Source organism: Streptomyces sp. NBC_00209, from assembly GCF_045206345.1.
Lineage (GTDB): Bacteria > Actinomycetota > Actinomycetes > Streptomycetales > Streptomycetaceae > Streptomyces.
Window position 1 is genome coordinate 5,104,285 of record NZ_CP108121.1, and the last position, 18,450, is coordinate 5,122,734.

18 protein-coding genes are annotated in these 18,450 nt (G+C 73.9%); 7 read left to right on the forward strand and 11 right to left on the reverse strand.

The annotated features are described in order from the left end of the window. Window positions 1–46: 46 nt before the first annotated feature. Together OG867_RS23210 and OG867_RS23215 are read right to left on the reverse strand one after the other, a co-directional pair. A complete protein-coding gene (locus OG867_RS23210) occupies window positions 47–2,029 on the reverse strand; it encodes a helix-turn-helix domain-containing protein (protein ID WP_406288081.1) in 1,983 nt (660 codons plus the stop codon). Between the two features lie 35 nt (window positions 2,030–2,064). Then, a complete protein-coding gene (locus OG867_RS23215; protein WP_328899990.1) occupies window positions 2,065–2,871 on the reverse strand; it encodes a 3-hydroxybutyrate dehydrogenase in 807 nt (268 codons plus the stop codon). 283 nt (window positions 2,872–3,154) lie between these two features. On the opposite strand from OG867_RS23215, the gene OG867_RS23220 reads away from it, so the two are divergent. Next, a complete protein-coding gene (locus tag OG867_RS23220) occupies window positions 3,155–4,399 on the forward strand; it encodes an alpha/beta hydrolase family esterase (RefSeq protein WP_406288083.1) in 1,245 nt (414 codons plus the stop codon). 51 nt (window positions 4,400–4,450) lie between these two features. Here the strand turns inward: OG867_RS23220 and OG867_RS23225 are convergent, their stop codons facing one another. The 7 genes from OG867_RS23225 to OG867_RS23255 form a co-directional block, all read right to left on the reverse strand. Beyond that, entirely contained in the window at window positions 4,451–5,344 is an 894-nt protein-coding gene (locus OG867_RS23225; RefSeq protein ID WP_406288085.1) for an alpha/beta fold hydrolase, read from the reverse strand. After that, window positions 5,341–6,456: a branched-chain amino acid ABC transporter permease gene (locus tag OG867_RS23230; RefSeq protein WP_406288088.1), complete on the reverse strand. Its 1,116-nt coding sequence runs from the start codon at window positions 6,454–6,456 to the stop codon at window positions 5,341–5,343. Before OG867_RS23230 ends, OG867_RS23225 begins: the two co-directional genes overlap by 4 nt. 316 nt (window positions 6,457–6,772) lie before the next feature. After that, a complete protein-coding gene (locus tag OG867_RS23235; RefSeq protein ID WP_328899986.1) occupies window positions 6,773–7,660 on the reverse strand; it encodes a branched-chain amino acid ABC transporter permease in 888 nt (295 codons plus the stop codon). Next, window positions 7,660–8,406 (reverse strand): ABC transporter ATP-binding protein, encoded by a 747-nt coding sequence (locus OG867_RS23240; RefSeq protein ID WP_328899985.1) that lies wholly within the window; start codon window positions 8,404–8,406, stop codon window positions 7,660–7,662. The genes OG867_RS23235 and OG867_RS23240 overlap by 1 nt, the downstream gene beginning before the upstream one ends. Continuing rightward, window positions 8,403–9,191, reverse strand: a complete 789-nt coding sequence (locus OG867_RS23245) for an ABC transporter ATP-binding protein (protein ID WP_406288090.1) — start codon at window positions 9,189–9,191, stop codon at window positions 8,403–8,405. The genes OG867_RS23240 and OG867_RS23245 overlap by 4 nt, the downstream gene beginning before the upstream one ends. A gap of 3 nt (window positions 9,192–9,194) precedes the next feature. Next, entirely contained in the window at window positions 9,195–10,442 is a 1,248-nt protein-coding gene (locus OG867_RS23250) for a substrate-binding domain-containing protein (protein ID WP_406288093.1), read from the reverse strand. Window positions 10,443–10,578: 136 nt separating this feature from the next. Continuing rightward, window positions 10,579–11,178 carry a TetR family transcriptional regulator gene (locus tag OG867_RS23255; RefSeq protein WP_328899982.1) on the reverse strand — a complete coding sequence of 200 codons (600 nt, stop codon included), beginning with the start codon at window positions 11,176–11,178 and terminating at the stop codon, window positions 10,579–10,581. A gap of 176 nt (window positions 11,179–11,354) precedes the next feature. On the opposite strand from OG867_RS23255, the gene OG867_RS23260 reads away from it, so the two are divergent. From OG867_RS23260 to OG867_RS23270, 3 genes are all read left to right on the forward strand, one after another. Next, window positions 11,355–12,686 (forward strand): glycosyltransferase family 4 protein, encoded by a 1,332-nt coding sequence (locus OG867_RS23260; protein WP_406288095.1) that lies wholly within the window; start codon window positions 11,355–11,357, stop codon window positions 12,684–12,686. A 123-nt stretch (window positions 12,687–12,809) separates the two neighbouring features. Then, the gene (locus OG867_RS23265; RefSeq protein ID WP_406288097.1) at window positions 12,810–13,571 is read left to right on the forward strand and encodes a class I SAM-dependent methyltransferase; all 762 of its coding nucleotides are present in this window, start codon (window positions 12,810–12,812) and stop codon (window positions 13,569–13,571) included. Continuing rightward, window positions 13,568–14,641, forward strand: a complete 1,074-nt coding sequence (locus tag OG867_RS23270) for a prenyltransferase (protein ID WP_406288099.1) — start codon at window positions 13,568–13,570, stop codon at window positions 14,639–14,641. Before OG867_RS23265 ends, OG867_RS23270 begins: the two co-directional genes overlap by 4 nt. A 4-nt stretch (window positions 14,642–14,645) precedes the next feature. On the opposite strand, the gene OG867_RS23275 is transcribed toward OG867_RS23270, so the two are convergent. Continuing rightward, the gene (locus OG867_RS23275) at window positions 14,646–14,933 is read right to left on the reverse strand and encodes a hypothetical protein (RefSeq protein ID WP_266536037.1); all 288 of its coding nucleotides are present in this window, start codon (window positions 14,931–14,933) and stop codon (window positions 14,646–14,648) included. 148 nt (window positions 14,934–15,081) lie between these two features. Between OG867_RS23275 and OG867_RS23280 the strand changes: the two genes are divergently transcribed. The 3 genes from OG867_RS23280 (at window position 15,082) to OG867_RS23290 (ending at window position 17,585) form a co-directional block, all read left to right on the forward strand. Continuing rightward, window positions 15,082–15,636 carry a hypothetical protein gene (locus OG867_RS23280; protein WP_328899978.1) on the forward strand — a complete coding sequence of 185 codons (555 nt, stop codon included), beginning with the start codon at window positions 15,082–15,084 and terminating at the stop codon, window positions 15,634–15,636. Window positions 15,637–15,675: 39 nt separating this feature from the next. Beyond that, complete coding sequence (locus OG867_RS23285) at window positions 15,676–16,452, forward strand: maleylpyruvate isomerase family mycothiol-dependent enzyme (protein WP_328899977.1); 777 nt, start codon at window positions 15,676–15,678, stop codon at window positions 16,450–16,452. 92 nt (window positions 16,453–16,544) lie between these two features. Continuing rightward, complete coding sequence (locus tag OG867_RS23290) at window positions 16,545–17,585, forward strand: PHP domain-containing protein (protein ID WP_406291132.1); 1,041 nt, start codon at window positions 16,545–16,547, stop codon at window positions 17,583–17,585. 69 nt (window positions 17,586–17,654) lie between these two features. On the opposite strand, the gene OG867_RS23295 is transcribed toward OG867_RS23290, so the two are convergent. Further along, the gene (locus OG867_RS23295; protein WP_406291268.1) at window positions 17,655–18,446 is read right to left on the reverse strand and encodes a hypothetical protein; all 792 of its coding nucleotides are present in this window, start codon (window positions 18,444–18,446) and stop codon (window positions 17,655–17,657) included. Between the last annotated feature and the right edge of the window lie 4 nt (window positions 18,447–18,450).

Genomic DNA, 18,450 nt, shown 5'->3' on the forward strand with positions numbered 1-18,450 from the left:
CGGAGGGCGGGCCGGGCGGCGTCAGGCGGGAATGGTCAGACAGGCCCTAGCGGAGGCCCGCGCCCCCGCCCGCCCCCGACAGCAGGTGCAGTCGCAGTGCCAGTTGCAGTTCCAGCGCCCGGTCCGGCTCGTTCCAGTCGCGGCCCAGCAGCACCTGGATGCGGTCCAGGCGCTGCACGACCGTGTTCACATGGACGTGCAGCTCGTCCTTGGCCCGGATCAGGCTGCCGCCCGCCCCGAAGTACGCGCTCAGCGTCCGCACCAGATGCGTGCCGCGCTGCGCGTCGTACTCCAGCAGCGGCCCCAGCGCCGCCGCCACGAAGCCGTCCACGTCCTGCGCGTTCCCCAGCACCACGCCCAGGAACCCCAGCTCCTCCACGCACGAGCCCTCGCCCGCCCGCCCCAGCACCCGCATCGCCCGCAGACAGCGCGCCGCCTCCGCGTAGGCGGCGGCCAGCTCCCCGGCGCCCCGGGCCGGACCGGCGGCCGCCACCGTGACGGGGGCCTGGGCCAGCTGCCCCAGCTGGGCCGCCGCCGCCCGGGCCGCCGCACCCGCGTCCGTACCGGTGTCCTCCGTCAGCAGCACCACCGTGCCCGCGTGCTCGGCGCTCACGCCCTGGTGCTCGCCGCCGAACAGGAACCGCATCGCGGCCGGGGCCAGCCGCTCGCGCGCCCCGGTCTCCGCCACGAGCAGCAGATGCGGGCGGTCCAGGTCGATGCCGAGGCGCCGGCCCCGCTCGGCCAGCCCGGCCGGGTCCCGGGCCGGGTCCGACAGCAGGTCCGCGATCAGCTCACCGCGTATCCGGTTCTCCGTCTCGGCCACCGTGCGCCGCAGCAGCAACAGCAGGCCCGTCACCACCGCCGACCGCTCGAACAGCCGCCGGTCCGAGTCGTCCAGCGGGCGGGCCCGGTGCAGGACGAGCCCGGCCAGCAGCTCCTGTCCGGCGAGCACCGCGCACACCACCCGCCCGTCGCGGTGCACGGCCCGCGCCCCGGTACGCGACTCCTCGGCCGCCTCCGCCAGCCAGCCGGCGTCCATGCTGTCGGCGGCGAAGCCCGTACCGTCCGGGCGGACGGCGGCCAGCGGGCGGCCGCCCGGGTCGTGGATGGTCAGCGGCGAGCCGAGCAGCCCGGCGACCGCCGCCGCCACGTCCCTGACGTCCCGGCCGCGCAGCACCAGGTCGGTGAGCCGGTCGTGCGACTCCTCCGCCCGTCGCATGGCCGCCGAGTGCGCCCGGACGGAGGCGTTGGCCTCGGCCAGCTCCGCGTTCGCCTCGGCCAGTTCGGCCAGCGCCGCCGTGGTGTCGGCGAGCGCGCGGGCCGTGTCGATGGCGATCGCCGCGTGCGCCGCCAGCGAGCAGAGCAGGGCCACCTCGTCCGGGCTGAAGACCCGGGGCGAGCGGTCCGCCGCGAACAGGACGCCGATCACCTTCCCCGTACCGCCCCGGCTCGACCCCAGCAGCAGCGGCACGCCCAGGATCGCGACCAGGCCCTCGTCCAGGACCCCGGCGTTGATGTTGCGGGTGTGGCGGAAGCGGTCGTCGGTGCGGTAGTCCGGCGTCGCGTACGGGCTCGCCGTCTGCGCCACCAGCCCGCCAAGACCCTCGCCCAGCTCCAGCCGCAGCCGCTGGAAGAGCACCGAGACCGAGCCGTCGGTGACCCGCATATAGGTGTCCCCGGCCTCCTCGTCCGGGAGCGTCAGATACGCGGTGTCCGTGCCCAGCAGCATCCTGGCCCGCCGCACGATCGCCTTCAGCACGTCGTCCAGGTCGCGCGAGGCCGCCAGGTCGCCCGCCGTGTCGAACAGCGCGGTCAGCTGGGCCTCACGCCGCCGGTGCTGGCGCAGCGCGCTCCTGATCCGCAGCGCGGTCGCCGTCGCCCGTTCCACCTCCGCCAGCTCCTCGGCGGGCACCCCGGCCGCCCGCGCCTGCGAGGAGACCGCCCCCAGCGCCTCGGCCGGGGCGTCGTCGGCCAGCAGGTCGAACAGGCGCCGGAGGTGGGGCGCGGCGGAGGGGAGCGGTTCGGGCATGGCGTCCAGGGTTCCTCGGGGGTTCGGGGCGGCGGTCAGTTCGCGGTCCAGCCGCCGTCCATGGAGAGCGAGGAGCCGGTGATGTGCCCGGTGCGCGGGCCGCACAGCCACAGGACCGCCTCGGCCACGTCCGCCGGCTCGATCAGCCGCTTGACCGCGCTGCGCTCCAGCATCACCCGCCCCACCACCTCGTCCTCGGAGATGCCGTGCGTGCGGGCCTGGTCGGCGATCTGGTTCTCCACCAGCGGGGTGCGCACGTACCCGGGGCAGACGCAGTTGCTCGTCACCCCGTGCTCCGCCGCTTCGAGCGCGACCACCTTGCTCAGCCCCTCCAGTGCGTGCTTGGCCGTCACATAGGCCGATTTGTACGGGCTCGCGCGCAGCCCGTGCACCGACGAGATGTTGACCACGCGCCCCCAGCCGCGTTCGTACATGCCCGGCAGGGTCCGGCGCAAGACGCGGAACGGGGTCTCCACCATCACGCGCTGGATCAGGGCGAACCGGTCCGGCGGGAAGGCGTGCACCGGGGCCACGTGCTGGATGCCCGCGTTGTTGACCACCACGTCCACATCGGCGGGCAGGGTGTCCACGACGTCGGGCTCGGACAGGTCCACCACCCAGGGCGTCCCGCCGATCTCCTTCGCCAGCCGCTCGGCGGCCTCACCGGCCCGGTCCACGACGTGCACATGGGCGCCCGCGGCGGCGAGCGCCTGCGCACAGGCCCGCCCGATGCCGCTCGCCGCCCCGGTCACCAGCGCGGTGCGCCCGGCCAGGACGGGTTCTGCGGGCGCCTGCGCGGGGGCGGCGGCGGGCTGGTGATCCGGTCTGCGGGAAGTCTCCATGGCGGTCACCGTAGGTACGCGCGGGCCCGCGTCACACGGCGTCGGTGCACACACCCGCGTACCGGGGCATGGTGGCGGCGTACATGGTGCGGGTGCCCGGGCGGCCGCCGGGCCGGGCCCGCCGGGGCCCGCGGCCCGGGTCCCATCGCCGCACCCCTTCGCGCAAGGGCGTCGGGGCACACAGCGGGGGCCCGGGTGTGGCCACCGGTCCCATGGGCGGGGGCCGGTGCCGCTCGTAGGTTCCAGCAGCAATCCGTACCCCCACGGCAGGGAGAAAGCACCCGTGCGCCCACCGATCCTGAAACGTCTCGTCCGCCGCCTCGCGGCGACGGCCGTCCTCGGACTGCTCGCGGCGACGCTGAGCGTCACCACCGCGCAGCCCGCCGCCGCTGCCGCCGGCCTCCAGCAGGTGACCGGCTTCGGCTCCAACCCCGGCAACCTCCAGATGTACGCGTACACCCCCGCAGGACTCCCCGCGAACGCCCCCCTGGTCGTCGCCCTGCACGGCTGCACGCAGACCGCGAACGCGTACTACACCAGCTCCGGCTGGCCGAAGTACGCCGACGCGTGGGGCTTCGCCGTCGTCTTCCCGCAGACCACATCGGCGAACAACGCGCTGTCCTGCTTCGGCTGGTTCGACCCGAACGAGGACACCCGGGGCAAGGGCGAGGCCGCGTCGATCGTGCAGATGGTCGACTACGCGAAGAAGACCTACGGCTCCGACGGGCGCCGGGTGTACGTCACCGGGCTCTCGGCGGGCGGCGGGATGACCGCCGACCTGCTCGCCGCCTACCCGGACGTCTTCGCGGGCGGTTCCGTGGCCTCCGGGCTGCCCGCCCAGTGCGCGACGAGCCAGGCGGCCGCCTCGGGCTGCCAGACGGGGCCGCAGAAGCTGACGCCCGCGCAGTGGGGCGACAAGGTCCGCGCCGCGTACCCCGGTTACAGCGGTCCGTGGCCCCGGGTCGCGATCTGGCAGGGCACCTCGGACTACACGGTCTACCCGGCCAACGCGACGGCCCTGCGCGACCAGTGGACCAACGTGTGGGGCATCAGCCAGACCCCGTCGTCCACGGACAGCCTCCCCGGCAGCACCACCCGCACCGTCTACGACGACGCCTCCGGGCAGCCGGCGGTGGAGATGTACTCGGTCTCCGGCATGGGCCACGGCCTGCCCGTCGGGCCCGGCTCGGGCGCCCAGCAGTGCGGCTCCACGGCCGCGTACTTCCTGAACACCCTCTGCTCCACGTACTACACGGGCGTCTTCTGGGGCCTGGACGGCGGCACCGACCCGGGCGACCCGGGTGATCCCGGCGACCCGGGGGACCCCGGTGACCCCGACCCCGCGCAGTGCTACTCCGCCACCAACTACGCCCACGTCACGGCGGGCCGGGCGCACCTGTCCGGCGGGTACGTCTACGCCAACGGCTCCAACCAGAACATGGGCCTGTACAACGTCTTCGTCAGCCACACCCTGAAGGAGACCCCGGCCGGCTACTTCGTCATCGCGGACAGCGGCTGCACCACCTGACGCACGACGAGCGGGGCCCGGCACACCCGCCGGGCCCCGCTCGTACGGCCGTCAGCCCCGCGCCAGCGCCACCAGCCGGTCCGCGATCTCCCGGCCGCCCCGGTCGCCCGTCAGGACCGTGTAGTGGTTCACGTCCTGCACCGCGACCGGTTCCACCCGGGTCCCGTCCAGTCCGGCGGCGGCGAGCCGGCCCTCGTCGTACAGGCCCTGCTCCTCGTCCATCAGGCCGCGCGCGGCCCACAGCAGCGTCGCGTCGACGGGCAGCCTCCGCACCGCCGACAGGACCTCCTCGTCGAACAGCCCGACCCCGTCCGTGCGGATCGCCTCGATCCGGCAGGACGAGCACAGGTCCGGCTCCTCGCCGGTCAGGTCGCGCTGGATGTACGCGTCCACCTCCTCCGACCACGCCCCGGCGAACGCCGGATGCGCCTGCCAGAAAGCGCGGTAGGCGGCCCGGTCCGGGAAGGTCATCGACAGCCGGTCCATCGCCGGGCCGATCACCGCCGTCATCAGCTCGTCGGGCGTCAGGTGCGTCGGCGCCGGGAAGCCGATGCCGCCGTCCACGAGCAGCAGCGGTCCGAAGCGGTCCGGGTGGCGCACCGCCGCCAGGGCCGCCACGAACGCCCCCATCGAGTGGCCCGCGAGCACCACCCGGTCCTGGCCCAGGGCCTCGGTCAGGGCGGCGATGTCGTCGGTGTGCGCGGCGATCCCGTACGGGCCCGGCAGCCGCGCACTCCCGGCCCGGCCGCGCAGATCCGGCGCGACCAGCGTGACCCGGCCGTCCAGCAGCCGGGCCACCGCCGCCCAGGACAGGGCATTGGAGGTGATCCCGTGCAGGGCCACCACGACCGGGGCCTCCGGGTCGGAGGCCGGCCAGCGCAGGGCCGCCAGGAAGCCCCCGCGCACGGGGACCTCGATCTCTTCGTACTCCGTGAGCGGGCTCAACTGACTCCGGTCTCCTTACGGTGCGAGGCTGCTGCCCTCAGCCGGGACGGCAGCCGGGCCAGGCCGCCGGGCAGCAGATGTACCACGGCCACGAACAGCACGCCCAGCAGGAACAACGGCTGCGACAGCGGTACGCGCAGGACCGCCGGCAGGTCCGCGACCGCGCCCGAGCCGGCCAGATCGCCGAGCCGGTGGTCGGCCCAGGTGTAGAGGACGCCGCCGACCATCGGGCCCCACCGGGTGCCCGAGCCGCCGAGCACCACCATCACCAGCAGCGACAACGTGAAGTCCGACGTGGTGGTCTGCGGGGTCGAGCCGCCCGTCAGGAGCAGGTGCACGATGCCGCCGAGCGCGGCGAGCGCCCCCGCGACCACGAAGGCCGTCAGCTTGAACCCGTACGGCTTCAGGCCCAGGACCTCCACCCGGCGCTCGTTCTCCTTGATGCCCTCCCAGACCCGGCCGGTGGGGGAGCGGACCGCCCAGTGGACGACGCCCAGGGTCAGGACGAGGTAGGCCAGCGCGATCCAGTACAGATTCGCGGTGTTGTCGATGCCGACCAGCGAGGACGGCAGCAGGTCGGACGGGGCCGCCCGGCCCTCCTCGCCGCCGGTGACCCCGCCGGGGTTGCGGGAGACGAGGATCGAGCCCGCCTGCGCGAAGGCCAGGGTCACCATGGAGAAGCCGATCCCGGTCACGCGCAGGCTCACCGAGCCCAGGGCCAGGGCGAGCGCGATCCCGAAGAGCAGCCCGAGGACCGTGGCGAGCGCGAACGGCAGCCCCGCCTCAAGGAGGAACAGATTGGTGGCGTAGCTGCCTGCCGCGAAGTACAGCGCGTGCCCGAAGGAGAGCAGCCCGGTCCGCCCGAGCAGCAGGTCGTAGCCGGTGGCCAGGGCGCCGAACAGCAGGCAGGTCGCCAGGAGTTGCAGGCTCCCCGCCGAGCCCAGCGGCCCGTCGAGCAGCCCCGGCACCGGCACCGCGCTGAACGGCGCGACCACCAGGACGAGCAGGACGGCGGCGGGCCACCAGCGCAGCAGCCGGGCCCGCCCGGCCGGGGCCGGGACGGCGGCGGCACGGCCCGCGGTGCGGTCGGGTGTGTCGGTGGCGGTGCTCACCGGAGACCTCCGAGGATGCCCCGGCCTTCAGGCCGGGGAGGGATCGGACTCCTGCGTCGCAGGGCCGGGGACGGGGTTTCGCCCTCAGGGCGAAGAACCGCCCGAATGGTCGGGTATGCTTCCCGGTGTGCGGTGCGAGAACCAAGCTCCGTACGCGTGCTGATCGAGAACCAAGACGGCACATGCACCTCCAAGCTTTGCTGTACAAAACCGGGCAGGTTTCGTCCCGGCTGGTGTTGATCGTGGAAGACCTGTCGGGTCGCTGATCCGCAGGCGGCGTGAGCCAGGAATCCCCCTGCTTCGGCTGGGGGAGGATTCAAGCGAGCCTCCCCGTCAGTCCGCGCGGCCGGATCAGCAGCAGCACGGCGAGCAGGACGACGACCGCCAGATCGCCGAGCCCCGCTGCGGTGTAGTAGTTGGCGAACTGCTGGACCAGGCCGATGACCACCGACGCCACGGCGGCGCCCGTCACCGAGCCCATGCCGCCGGTGACCACGACGACGAACGCGAAGATCAGCAGCGAGGTCCCCTGGCGCGGGTCGACCGAGCCGAAGTACAGCCCGCCGAGCGCCCCGCCCAGCGCCGCCGCGCAGCCGCCGATCGCGAAGACCAGCGTGAACGCCTTGCGGACGTCGATGCCGAGCGCGGTGACCATCGCCCGGTCCTCGACACCGGCCCGGACGACCAGGCCGTGCCGGGTCCGCCCGAGGAACACCCGGAGCGCCACCAGCACCACGACCGCCGCACCCACCAGGACCAGTCGGTTGACCGGGACCTGCGCGCCCAGCAGCCCGAAGGTCCCGGACAGCGCCTCCGGCCCCGGGAACGGGTGGGCGTCCGAGCCCCAGATGCCGGAGAGCAGCGCGGGCACCGCGAGCCCCACCCCGACCGTGGCGAGCACCTGCTCACGCGGCCGGGTGTAGAGCGGCCGGACCACCGCGAGTTCGAGGAGCACGGCGGCCGCGGTGCCCACCGCCGTACCGAACAGGACCGCCAGCACGAAGCCGGCGCCGCCGGGGCCCGCGCCGGGGAGATTCCCGGACGCGGCCCACCAGGTGCCGTACGCGCCGATGGACAGCAGCGCCCCGTGCGCGAAGTTGAGCACGTCCATCAGGCCGAAGATCAGCGAGAGTCCGGACGCGACGAGGAAGTAGAGGGCCCCCAGACCGAGACCGGTCATGGTGAGCAGGACGAGGGTGGACATCAGGAATCCGCCTTCACGGAAGGGGGTGCGGTGACCGGGCCGTGGCCCACACCGAGCAGCGTGCGGGCGGCCTCCGCGTCGCCCAGCAGCTCGGCGGCCGGGCCGCGGTGGGCGGTGCGGCCGTCGGCGAGGACCACGCAGTGCCCGGCCAGCCGGCGCACCACGGCGAGGTTCTGCTCCACCAGGAGCACCGGCACCGCCTCGGCGGCCCGTTCCAGCACCTGGGCCACCTCGGTGACGACCTTCGGAGCCAGGCCCTTGGTCGGTTCGTCCGCGATGATCAGCCGGTTGGCGTTGAGCAGGGTGCGCCCGATGGCCACCATCTGCTGCTGACCGCCCGACAGCGTCCCGGCCGACTGCCGTGCCCGCTGCTTGAGTTCCGGGAACAGCTCGTGGACCAGGCCGTACGCCGGCTCGCCCGCGCCGCGCCGCTCGGCCAGGCGCAGGTTCTCCGCGACGGTCAGCCCGGCGAAGATGCCCCGGTCCTCGGGGGCGTAGCCGATGCCGCGCCGGACCAGGGCGTGCGTGGGCAGACCCGCGGTCTCCTCGCCGTCGAGCCGGACGCTTCCGGCACGTGGGACGAGCCCGAGGATGCCCCGGACCGTGGTGGTCTTCCCGGCGCCGTTGCGCCCGAGGAGCGCGGTGACGCCGTGCGCGGTGACGTCGAGGTCGACGCCGTGCAGGATGTGCCGGCCGCCGATCAGGACCCGCAGGTCCCGTACGTCCAGGAGGGGTTGCTCCGTCACAGCCCCTCCCCGAGGTACGCCTGCTGCACGACCGGGTCGGCGGTGACCGCCTCCGGGGTATCCAGGGCGAGGAGCCGGCCGTGGTGCATCACGGCGAGCCGGTCCGCGAGGCCGAGCAGGACGTCCATGTGGTGTTCGACCATGAGGACCGTGCGCCCCTCCTCGCGGTGCAGGGTGCGGATGAGTTCGGTGAGGGCGGGGACCTCCTCGGCGCTCACCCCGGCCATCGGCTCGTCGAGCAGCATCAGCCGGGGCTCGCCCACCAGCAGCACGGCGAGCTCCAGCTTCCGCTTCTCGCCGTGCGACAGCTCGCCCGCCGTGGCCTTCGCCCGGTGGCCGAGGCCGGTGCGTTCCAGGACGCCGGCCACGTCGGCGGTGTACGGGTCGGCGCGCCGCCACAGCCGGTACGAGCCGCCCCGGGCGGCCTGCGCGGCGAGCCGGACGTGGTCGCCGACGCTCATCGCGGGCCACAGGCTGGAGGTCTGGAAGGTCCGGCCGACGCCGCGCCGGGCCCGGACGTGCGCGGGCCGGTCCGTCATCTCGGCGCCGTCCAGCTCGATCCGCCCGGCGGTCGGCAGGTTCAGCCCGCTGATCAGGTTGAACAGGGAGGTCTTGCCCGCCCCGTTGGGCCCGATGAAGGCCAGGAACTCGCCCTCGCGGACGCTCAGGGAGACGTCCTCGACGATGGTGGCGCCGCCGAGGCTCCAGCCGAGTCCGTCCAGCCGGAGCACGGGCGTCTCCCGGTCCGCCGGGCTCGCCTGCCCGAGGATGTGGGGTGCGGTCACGGTTCAGCCCGCCGCGGGCTTCACGGGCGGCGCGACGGCGTCCAGCTGCTCGGTGTCCAGCAGCTTCGGCTCTGCCGTCTTGCCCTTGCCGTCCAGCTTGGCCACGAACATCGGCTGGAGCAGCGCGTGGTCCTCGCCGCGCACCCGGGTCCGTCCCTTGACCCCGTCGAAGCTCCAGCCCTCCAGGGCCTTCGCCATCGCGGCGGTGTCGGTGGCGCTGCCCTCCTCGATGGCGTGCACGATCATCTGGGCGGCCGTGAAGCCGTCCGGCGTGAACAGGTCGGGCTTGCCGCCGTCCTTCCGCACCGCGTCCAGCATCGCCTTCTCCACGGCGTTGTTCCCGCCCGCGCCCGGGAAGTAGTGCGCCAGGAACGACACCTTGGACCCGGCCGCGCCGAAGATCGGGTACGAGGCGGTGCCGGCCAGGCCGGTGACGACCTTGCTCGCGCCGAGCACGCCCTGCTGGTCCAGCGCGGTCCACAGCGCCGGTGCGGTGGAGCCGGCCCAGGCGACGAAGACCAGGTCGGGGCCGCCCGCCTTGACCTGCCGGGCGAACGGCGTCAGGTCCGTCGCGCTGGGCGGCGCCAGCACCGAGCCGACCTTGGCGCCCTTCCCGCCGAGCACCGCCTTCACGGCGGCGACGTTGGCCTGGCCGAAGGTGGAGTCCTGGGCGAGGACGGTGACCTTCTTGCCCTGGGCGTCGCCGAGCATCGTGCCCGCCGTCAGGATGTCCTGGTAGGACTGGCGGCCGGAGCGGAAGGTGTAGTCGTTGATCCCGGTCACCGCGTCGGTGGCGGCCGGCCCGCTGACGTACAGAACCTTGTTCTGCGCGGCGAGCGGGGCCATCTGGAGCGCGACACCGGAGTCGGTGGTGCCGGCCAGCACCCGGTAGCCCTTGCCGATGAGGTTCTTCGCGGCGGAGACCGCCTTGCCGGGGTCGCCCGCGTCGTCCTGCTCGGTGACCTCGACGCGGTGTCCGGCGACCTTGCGGGTGCCCTTGGTGGCGTAGTCCAGGCCGGCCATGAAGCCGTCGCGGTACTGCTTGCCGTAGTCGGCGAGGAGCCCGGTCCTGGAGTACACCAGGCCGACCTTGACGGCCGCGTCGTCGGCGGACTTCGCGGAGTCGGACCCGCCCGCCTTCCCGGCGGCGGTGCAGCCCGTCAGCAGGAGGCCGGCTGCGGCCAGGACGGCGACGGTACGGATGTCACTGAGGGATCTGCGGGCTCTGCTGGCGGTGCGGCTGCGGGGCATGGTGACCGGCTCCTCGGCGTGTTCCTGTGATGTCGCCGAACCGTATGAACACCGCGCCGCCGTCGATATGGTGCAGGGCACCCCACCTCGCCCCCGAGGCGTGTGGGCGCCGCACATGGCAGTCGCCCGGGAGGGCTCAGGGGGCCGCCGGGCCGACCAGCCGGCACACGGTCTCGATGTCCGTGCGCACCTGCGCGACCGTCGCCCGGCCGGCGAGCCAGGTGATCAGCGCGGAGTGCCAGGTGTACTCGATCACCCGCACGGCGGAGAGCTGTCCCGGTGTCGGGTGGCCGGTGCCCATCGCGTCCAGGATGATCGCCGTCGTGAGCCGTGAGACCGCGTCGACCTCGCTGCTCGCGCCCCGGTCCGCGAACGTCAGGGCGCGCACCATGGCGTCCGCCAGCTGCGGTTCGCGCTGCATCGCGCGGAACGCCCGCTGCAGGGTCTCCGCGACCCGGGCCGCCGCGTCGTCCCCGGCCGGGGGATGCTCGCGGAGGGCGGTGTGCAGAAACTGGAGGCGGTCGCGCAGGGTGGCGACGAGGAGGTGGATCTTGGACGGGAAGTACCGGTACAGGGTGCCGAGGGCGACCTCGGCCGCCTCCGCCACCTCGCGCATCTGGACGGCCTCGAAACCGCCGTGGCCGGCCAGCTCGGCGGTGGCCCGCAGGATGCGGCGGCGACGGGCCTCCTGGCGTTCCGTCAGGGGCGGCGATGCCGGTCTGGCTTCCGCTGTCATGTGTCCCGTCCCGTGGCCAGGGTGTGTGCCGTGGCGTGAATCACCTGATCCGGCCGTTGCACCGACGCTACCTGCCGGTAGATTCGTAGCTCATTGAACTACCCAGTCTGAAACTTGTTCTAGATTAGCGCCGGCGGTTACGCTCCGGCGAACACGCAGTGAGAAGGGGGCCGAGTGTGACCGCTGAGGCCGTTGAGTCGGGCCCCCGTACGGGCGTCGCCGCATCGGGCACGGGCCCCGGCGACGGACCCCTGCGCATCGCGCTCCTCACGTACAAGGGCAACCCCTTCTGCGGCGGACAGGGCGTCTACGTACGGCACCTCGCCCGCGAACTCGCCCGCCTGGGCCACCGCGTCGAGGTCATCGGCGCCCAGCCCTACCCGGTCCTCGACGAGGGCGTCCCGCTCACCGAGCTGCCCAGCCTCGACCTGTACCGGCAGCCCGACCCGTTCCGCACCCCGAGCCGCGGCGAGTACCGGGACTGGATCGACGCCGCCGAGGTCGCCACCATGTGGACCGGCGGCTTCCCCGAACCGCTCACCTTCAGCCTGCGGGCCCGGCGCCACCTCACCGCCCGGCGCGGCGAGTTCGACGTCATCCACGACAACCAGACCCTCGGCTACGGGCTCCTCGCCGACCTCGGCGCGCCCCTGGTCACCACGATCCACCACCCGATCACCGTCGACCGGCAGCTCGACCTGGACGCCGCGACGAGCCGCCGCCGCCGGGCCTCCGTGCGCCGCTGGTACGGGTTCACCCGCATGCAGAAGCGGGTCGCGCGCCGACTGCCGTCCGTGCTCACCGTCTCCGGCTCCTCCAAGCAGGAGATCGTGGACCACCTCGGTGTCGACCCGCGCCGCATCCGGGTCGTCCACATCGGCGCCGACACCGATCTGTGGTCGCCCGACCCCTCGGTCCCCGAGGTCCCGGGCCGCATCGTCACCACGTCGAGCGCCGACGTCCCGCTCAAGGGCCTGGTCCACCTCGTGGAGGCGCTCGCCAAGCTCCGCGCCGGCAACCCCGCCGCGCACCTCGTCGTCGTCGGCAGGCGCGCCGAGGACGGGCCGGTCGCCCGGGCCATCGAGCGGCACGGCCTCGCGGACGCCGTCGAGTTCGTCAAGGGCATCAGCGACACCGAGCTGGTCGACCTGGTGCGCGGCGCGCAGGTCGCCTGCGTCCCCTCGCTGTACGAGGGCTTCTCGCTGCCCGCCGCCGAGGCCATGGCCACCGGCACCCCGCTCGTCGCGACGACCGGCGGCGCCATCCCGGAGGTCGCCGGACCCGACGGGGAGACCTGCCTCGCGGTCGCGCCCGGCGACCCGGGGGCCCTCGCCGACGCGCTCGGCCGGCTGCTCGGCGACGCGGAGCTGCGCGCCCGGCTCGGGGCCGCAGGGCGTGAGCGGGTGCTCGCCCGCTTCACCTGGAAGCAGGCCGCCATCGGCACCGCCGAGCTCTACCGGCAGGCCATCGCCGCCCGCGCCGCCACCGGCCCCGGCGGCCGGCGGTGACCCCGGCGCTAGGGGCTGTCCGGCGGATCTTCGCGGGCCCGCGAAGATCCGCCGGACAGCCCCTAGCGCCGGGCCCCTGATCCCGTTCCCCCGACCCACCCCCGACCGCGAAAGCAGGCACTCGTGCTGACCGTGGACTTCACCCGCTTCCCGCTCGCCGCCGGCGACCGCGTGCTCGACCTCGGGTGCGGCGCCGGACGCCATGCCTTCGAGTGCTACCGGCGCGGCGCCCAGGTGGTGGCCCTCGACCAGAACGGCGAGGAGATCCGCGAGGTCGCGAAGTGGTTCGCCGCGATGAAGGAGGCCGGGGAGGCCCCCGAGGGCGCCACCGCCACCGCGATGGAGGGCGACGCGCTCAACCTGCCGTTCCCCGACGAGTCCTTCGACGTCGTGATCATCTCCGAGGTCATGGAGCACATCCCCGACGACAAGGGCGTCCTCGCCGAGATGGTCCGCGTGCTGCGGCCCGGCGGCCGGATCGCCGTCACCGTCCCGCGCTACGGCCCCGAGAAGGTCTGCTGGGCGCTCTCCGACGCGTACCACGAGGTCGAGGGCGGCCACATCCGCATCTACAGGGCCGACGAGCTCCTGGGCAAGATGCGCGGCGCCGGCCTCAAGCCGTACGGCACCCACCACGCGCACGCGCTGCACTCCCCGTACTGGTGGCTGAAGTGCGCGTTCGGGGTGGGCCGTGACGGCGAGGACGCAGCGCTGCCGGTGAAGGCGTACCACAAGCTCCTGGTCTGGGACATCATGAAGAAGCCCGCACTCACCCGGGTCGCCGAGCAGCTGCTCAACCCGGTCGTCGGCAAGAGCTTCGTGGCCTACGCGACCAAGCCGCACCTGCCCCTCGCCGCCGCAGCGGTCGCCGAGGCCGAGGCGTGAGCCTTCCCGAGCGGACCGAACACCTCGTCCTGCCCGGAGTCCTCACCGCCGCGCAGGCCGCCGAGACCGTCGCCGCGGTGCGCGCCGTGCAGCGCCCGGACGGTGCCATCCCGTGGTTCCGCGGCCACCACCTCGACCCGTGGGACCACACCGAGGCCGCCATGGCCCTGGACGCGGCCGGCGAGCACACCGCCGCGGAACGCGCGTACGAGTGGCTGGCCCGCCACCAGAACGCCGACGGCTCCTGGTACGCCGCCTACCACGACGGCGACGCCGGGCAGCCGACCGACCGCGGCCGGGAGACCAACTTCTGCGCCTACGTGGCCGTCGGCGTCTGGCACCACTACCTCGCCACCGGCGACGACGCCTTCGTGGACCGGATGTGGCCCACGGTCCACGCGGCCGTCGAGTTCGTCCTGCGCCTCCAGCAGCCCGGCGGCCAGATCGGCTGGAAGCGGGAGGACGACGGCACCCCGGTCACGGACGCGCTGCTCACCGGCTCGTCCTCGGTCCACCAGGCCCTGCGCTGCGCGCTCGCCCTCGCCGAATGCCGCGAGGAGCCGCAGCCCGACTGGGAGCTGGCGACCGGAGCTCTGGGGCACGCGATCCGCAGTCACCCGGAACGCTTCCTCGACAAGAGCCGGTACTCGATGGACTGGTACTACCCGGTCCTCGGCGGCGCCGTCACCGGAGCGGCGGCCAAGGAGCGCATCGAGGAGGGCTGGGACCGCTTCGTCGTCCCCGGCCTCGGGGTGCGCTGCGTGCTGCCCAACCCGTGGGTGACCGGCGGCGAGAGCTGCGAACTGGCCCTGGCCCTCTGGGTGATGGGCGAGTCCGACCGGGCGCTCGACATCCTCCAGTCGGTCCAGCACCTGCGGGCCGAGGGCGGCATGTACTGGACGGGTTACGTCTTCGAGGGCAACCGCGCCTTCTGGCCCGAGGAGCACACCTCCTGGACGGCCGGTTCGCTGCTGCTGGCGGTGGCCGCGCTCGGAGGGGACGAGGCGACCACCGCCGTGTTCAGCGGCGAGAGGCTCCCGAAGGGGCTGGAGCCGGACTGCTGCGGCTGAGGCGTCAGCGCCGGACGCGGCCGGCGACGGCGTGCCCGATGAACAGGTACACCAGGGCGGCGAGGCCGTAGCCGGCGACGACGTTGGCCCATGCCCTGTCGAACGTGAACAGGTCGTACGACCAGCCGGCGAGCCACCTGGCGGTGTCCCGCACGAACTCGACCAGCTCGTTGCCGCGGTTCGCGTCGAGCAGGTACATCAGGATCCACAGGCCGATGATGAAGGCCATGACGTCCGCCACGAGGGCGATGACACGTGCTGCGGTGAAGCCGTTGCCTCTGCTGTAGGACATGGTCTCCGCTTTGCCGCTCCGGCGCGGCCGAAACCCGTCGGCCGGACTCGTACGGCCGCGCAGCGGTGGCGGGTTGGCCGCGGCGCGGCGAGCCTGGCGGGGAGTGCCGGGCCCCGGCACCCGCTCCGCCCGGCCAGGGAGGTCCGCCGTGCCCCGACCCGTACCGCTCCGCCGCCTGCTCCTCGCGCTGCTGCTGGCCTGCGCCGTGTCGGCGGGCACCGCCGCGTGCGGGAGCGACGACAAGGACGGCGGTACGAGCAGTTCGGCGTCGCCCACCGGCACCTCGTCGGCCGAGGCGCAGAAGTGGGCCAAGACCAGGTTCGTCGCCAACGCGGGGCTCGCCGCGGGCGCCACGTATCAGTGGATCGTGAAGCCGTACCGGGCCGGGAAGTTCAAGAAGGGCGCCGACGGACGCACCTTCGCCCTCGTCAAGGCCGGGCTCGCGGGCGGCTTCGCCTACAACCGGCTGAAGGCCGCCACGGACAACGCGAAGGGCGACCCGCTGCTGTCGAAGGCCGTCGCCCCGCTCACCGCGGGCATCGCCTCGCTCAAGGGGCTCGGCACCAAGCTCCGCAAGGGCGAGGCGGGGGCGGGCGACATCGGCATGTTCGAGGACGTCATCAGCGGTATCAAGGACGCCGGGAAGAGCGCGGGCGCCGAGGTGAAGGACAAGGTCCCGTCCACCTCGCAGCTCGGCGGATAACCGCATGTGAAACGGGATCGGTCGCACTAGGGTGCGATCATGGGACTTCTGGCGCATGAGCGCTACTGCGATGAGATCGTCCGGCTCACGGGGGAGTTGAGGGCGACCTTGCGGGGTGCCGACCTCGGCGCGACCGTGCCGACCTGCCCGGACTGGAGCCTGCGCGAACTGGCCGAGCACGTCGGCCGCGCCCACCGCTGGGCCGGCGAGATCGTCCGCACCCGGGCCGCCGAGCCGGTGGCGGACGACAAGGTGCCGGACAACAGCCCCGCGGGCGACGACCCCGCAGCCCTCGACGCCTGGCTCGCGGAGGGCGCCGCCGGCACCGCCGACGCCCTGCGGGAGGCCGGTCCTGACGCCGAGGCGTGGTCCTGGGCCTGGGACCGCAGCGCGGGCTTCTGGGCCCGCCGCATGGCCATCGAGACCGTCGTCCACCTCGCCGACGCGGCTCTCGCCGCCAAGGTCCCGTACACGATGACGCCCGAACTGGCCGCCGACACCGTCGACGAGTGGCTGGAGATCGTGACCTTCGCGCAGCACGACGGCGACCGCGAGGTCGCCGAGCTGCGCGGGGCCGAGCGCTCCCTGCACCTGCACGCCACTGACGTGCCCGACGCCGAGTGGCTGATCGAGCTCGGCGCGGAGGGCGTCACCTGGCGCCGGGCGCACGGCAAGGCGGATGTGGCGCTGCGCGGGCCGCTCACCGACGTCATGCTCGTCTTCAACCGCCGCCTCGCCCCGGACAGCGACCGGGTCGAGGTGCTGGGCGACGCCGAGCTGCTGGACTTCTGGCTGGCGCGCACCTCCTTCGGCTGAGCGGGGAGCACCCGGCCGGTGTGCGGGCCCGGCCGGGCTGGGCCAAGCTGGACGGGCGGCCACCGGCCGTCCCGTCCCGCGAGGAGGTGCCGATGGACCCGGTCCGGGCCCTGGAGCGGACCGCCTTCCTGCTGGAGCGCGGCAAGGCGGACACCTACCGTGTCCAGGCGTTCCGCACCGCCGCGCGCACCGTCGCCGCGATGGACGACGGCGAGGCGGAGCGGCGCGTGGCGGACGGCTCGCTGGAACGGATCAAGGGCATCGGCCCCCGCACCGCCCAGGTGATCCGCGAGGCCGTGGCCGGGGAGACCCCCGGCTATCTGGAGCGCCTGGAGTCCGAGGCTTCGCGTGCCGGCCCCCTGGCGAAGGGCGGCGAGCACCTGCTGTCCCTGCTGCGCGGTGACTGCCATACGCACTCCGACTGGTCGGACGGCGGCAGCCCCATCGAGGAGATGGGCCGCGCGGCCGCGGAACTGGGCCACGACTGGACGGTCCTCACCGATCACTCGCCCCGGCTCACCGTGGCCAACGGCCTCTCGCCGGAGCGGCTGCGCAGACAGCTCGCCGAGGTGGCCGAACTCAACGAGCGCTGGGCGCCGTTCAGGCTGCTCACCGGCATCGAGTGCGACATCAACCTCGACGGCTCCCTCGACCAGGAGGAGGACCTGCTCGCACAGGTCGACCTGGTCGTGGTGTCCGTCCACTCCAAACTCCGCATGGACGCCGCCCCGATGACCCGCCGCATGGTCGCCGCCGTCCGCCATCCGCAGGCGAACGTCCTCGGCCACTGCACCGGCCGCCTCCTCACCGGACGGGGCCGCCCCGCGTCGTCGTTCGACGCCGACGAGGTCTTCGCCGCCTGCGCGGAGGCGGGCACCGCAGTCGAGATCAACAGCCGGCCCGAACGGCTCGACCCGCCCCGCGCACTCCTGCGCCGGGCCGTGGCGGCGGGCACCCTGTTCGCCGTCGACACCGACGCGCACGCACCGGGCCAGCTCGACTGGCAGGCGTACGGCTGCGCCCGCGCCGAGGAGTGCGAGGTCCCGCCGGAGCGCGTGGTCACCACCTGGACGGCCGACGAGCTGCTGCGCTGGACCCGGAAGGGCAAGCTCCAGGCGCGCGCGGCCGGTTGAGCCCGGGTACGCCGACGGCCCCCCGCCCGGAAGGGGCAGGGGGCCGCTGGGACGGACAGGGTGCGGGCGTCAGCCGCGCTGGATGCCCGTGGTGTCCTGGAGGACGCCGCGGCGGCCGTCCTGCGTCTGGGCGATCAGCGCCGAACCGTGCTGCTCGACCGCGAGGTACCAGGTGCCCGGCGCCAGCTCGGCGATCGGGGCCTGGGAACCGTCCTCGTTGTACAGCTGGCGGGCCACCGGCACCGCGAACCAGAACGGGGTGAAGTCACCGGAGCCGCCACCGGCCGCCGGCGCCGCCGGAGCCTTCTGCGCCTCGGGCTGACCGGGCTGACCGGGCTGGCCCGGCTGCTGCGCACCGTACGGCTGCGGCTGGCCCGGCTGCTGACCGCCGAACGCCGGCTGAGGACCGCCCGGGTAGCCGTAGCCCTGGCCGGGCTGGCCACCGTACGGCTGCTGCACGGCCTGCGGGCTCGGGGCGCCGGCGAGCGGGGCCTTGAGGGCCGGGACCAGCGGCGAGGCGACCGCGCCACCGGCCAGCGCCAGGGAGGCGATGAAGCCGAGGATCAGGCCGGCGCCCGCGTCGATCTGGCCCAGGTCGATGATCGTCCAGAACAGGTTCCACGCGGTGAACACCGTGGCGGCGACACCGAACTGGGCGAGGTCGAGACCCACGACCTTGCGCGGCTGGGGCTGGGAACGGGAGAGCACGATCAGCGCTGCGCCGATCACTCCGACCATGTAGACACCGATGCCGTTGCCCAGCATGTCCCAGGAGTTGGGGGCGTCGGCGGCGGCGTTTCCGTAGTCGTAGTAGTCGAGGAACGAGGCGATGAACAGCACGACCGCTGCTCCGATCACCACGCCA

Coding starts and splice junctions, on each gene's coding strand:
- OG867_RS23210 (WP_406288081.1), bottom strand. CDS start 2,029: ATGCCCGAACCGCTCCCCTCCGCCGCGCCCCACCTCCGGCGCCTGTTC.
- OG867_RS23215 (WP_328899990.1), bottom strand. CDS start 2,871: ATGGAGACTTCCCGCAGACCGGATCACCAGCCCGCCGCCGCCCCCGCG.
- OG867_RS23235 (WP_328899986.1), bottom strand. CDS start 7,660: ATGTCCACCCTCGTCCTGCTCACCATGACCGGTCTCGGTCTGGGGGCC.
- OG867_RS23250 (WP_406288093.1), bottom strand. CDS start 10,442: ATGCCCCGCAGCCGCACCGCCAGCAGAGCCCGCAGATCCCTCAGTGAC.
- OG867_RS23255 (WP_328899982.1), bottom strand. CDS start 11,178: ATGACAGCGGAAGCCAGACCGGCATCGCCGCCCCTGACGGAACGCCAG.
- OG867_RS23275 (WP_266536037.1), bottom strand. CDS start 14,933: ATGTCCTACAGCAGAGGCAACGGCTTCACCGCAGCACGTGTCATCGCC.
- OG867_RS23285 (WP_328899977.1), top strand. CDS start 15,676: ATGGGACTTCTGGCGCATGAGCGCTACTGCGATGAGATCGTCCGGCTC.
- OG867_RS23290 (WP_406291132.1), top strand. CDS start 16,545: ATGGACCCGGTCCGGGCCCTGGAGCGGACCGCCTTCCTGCTGGAGCGC.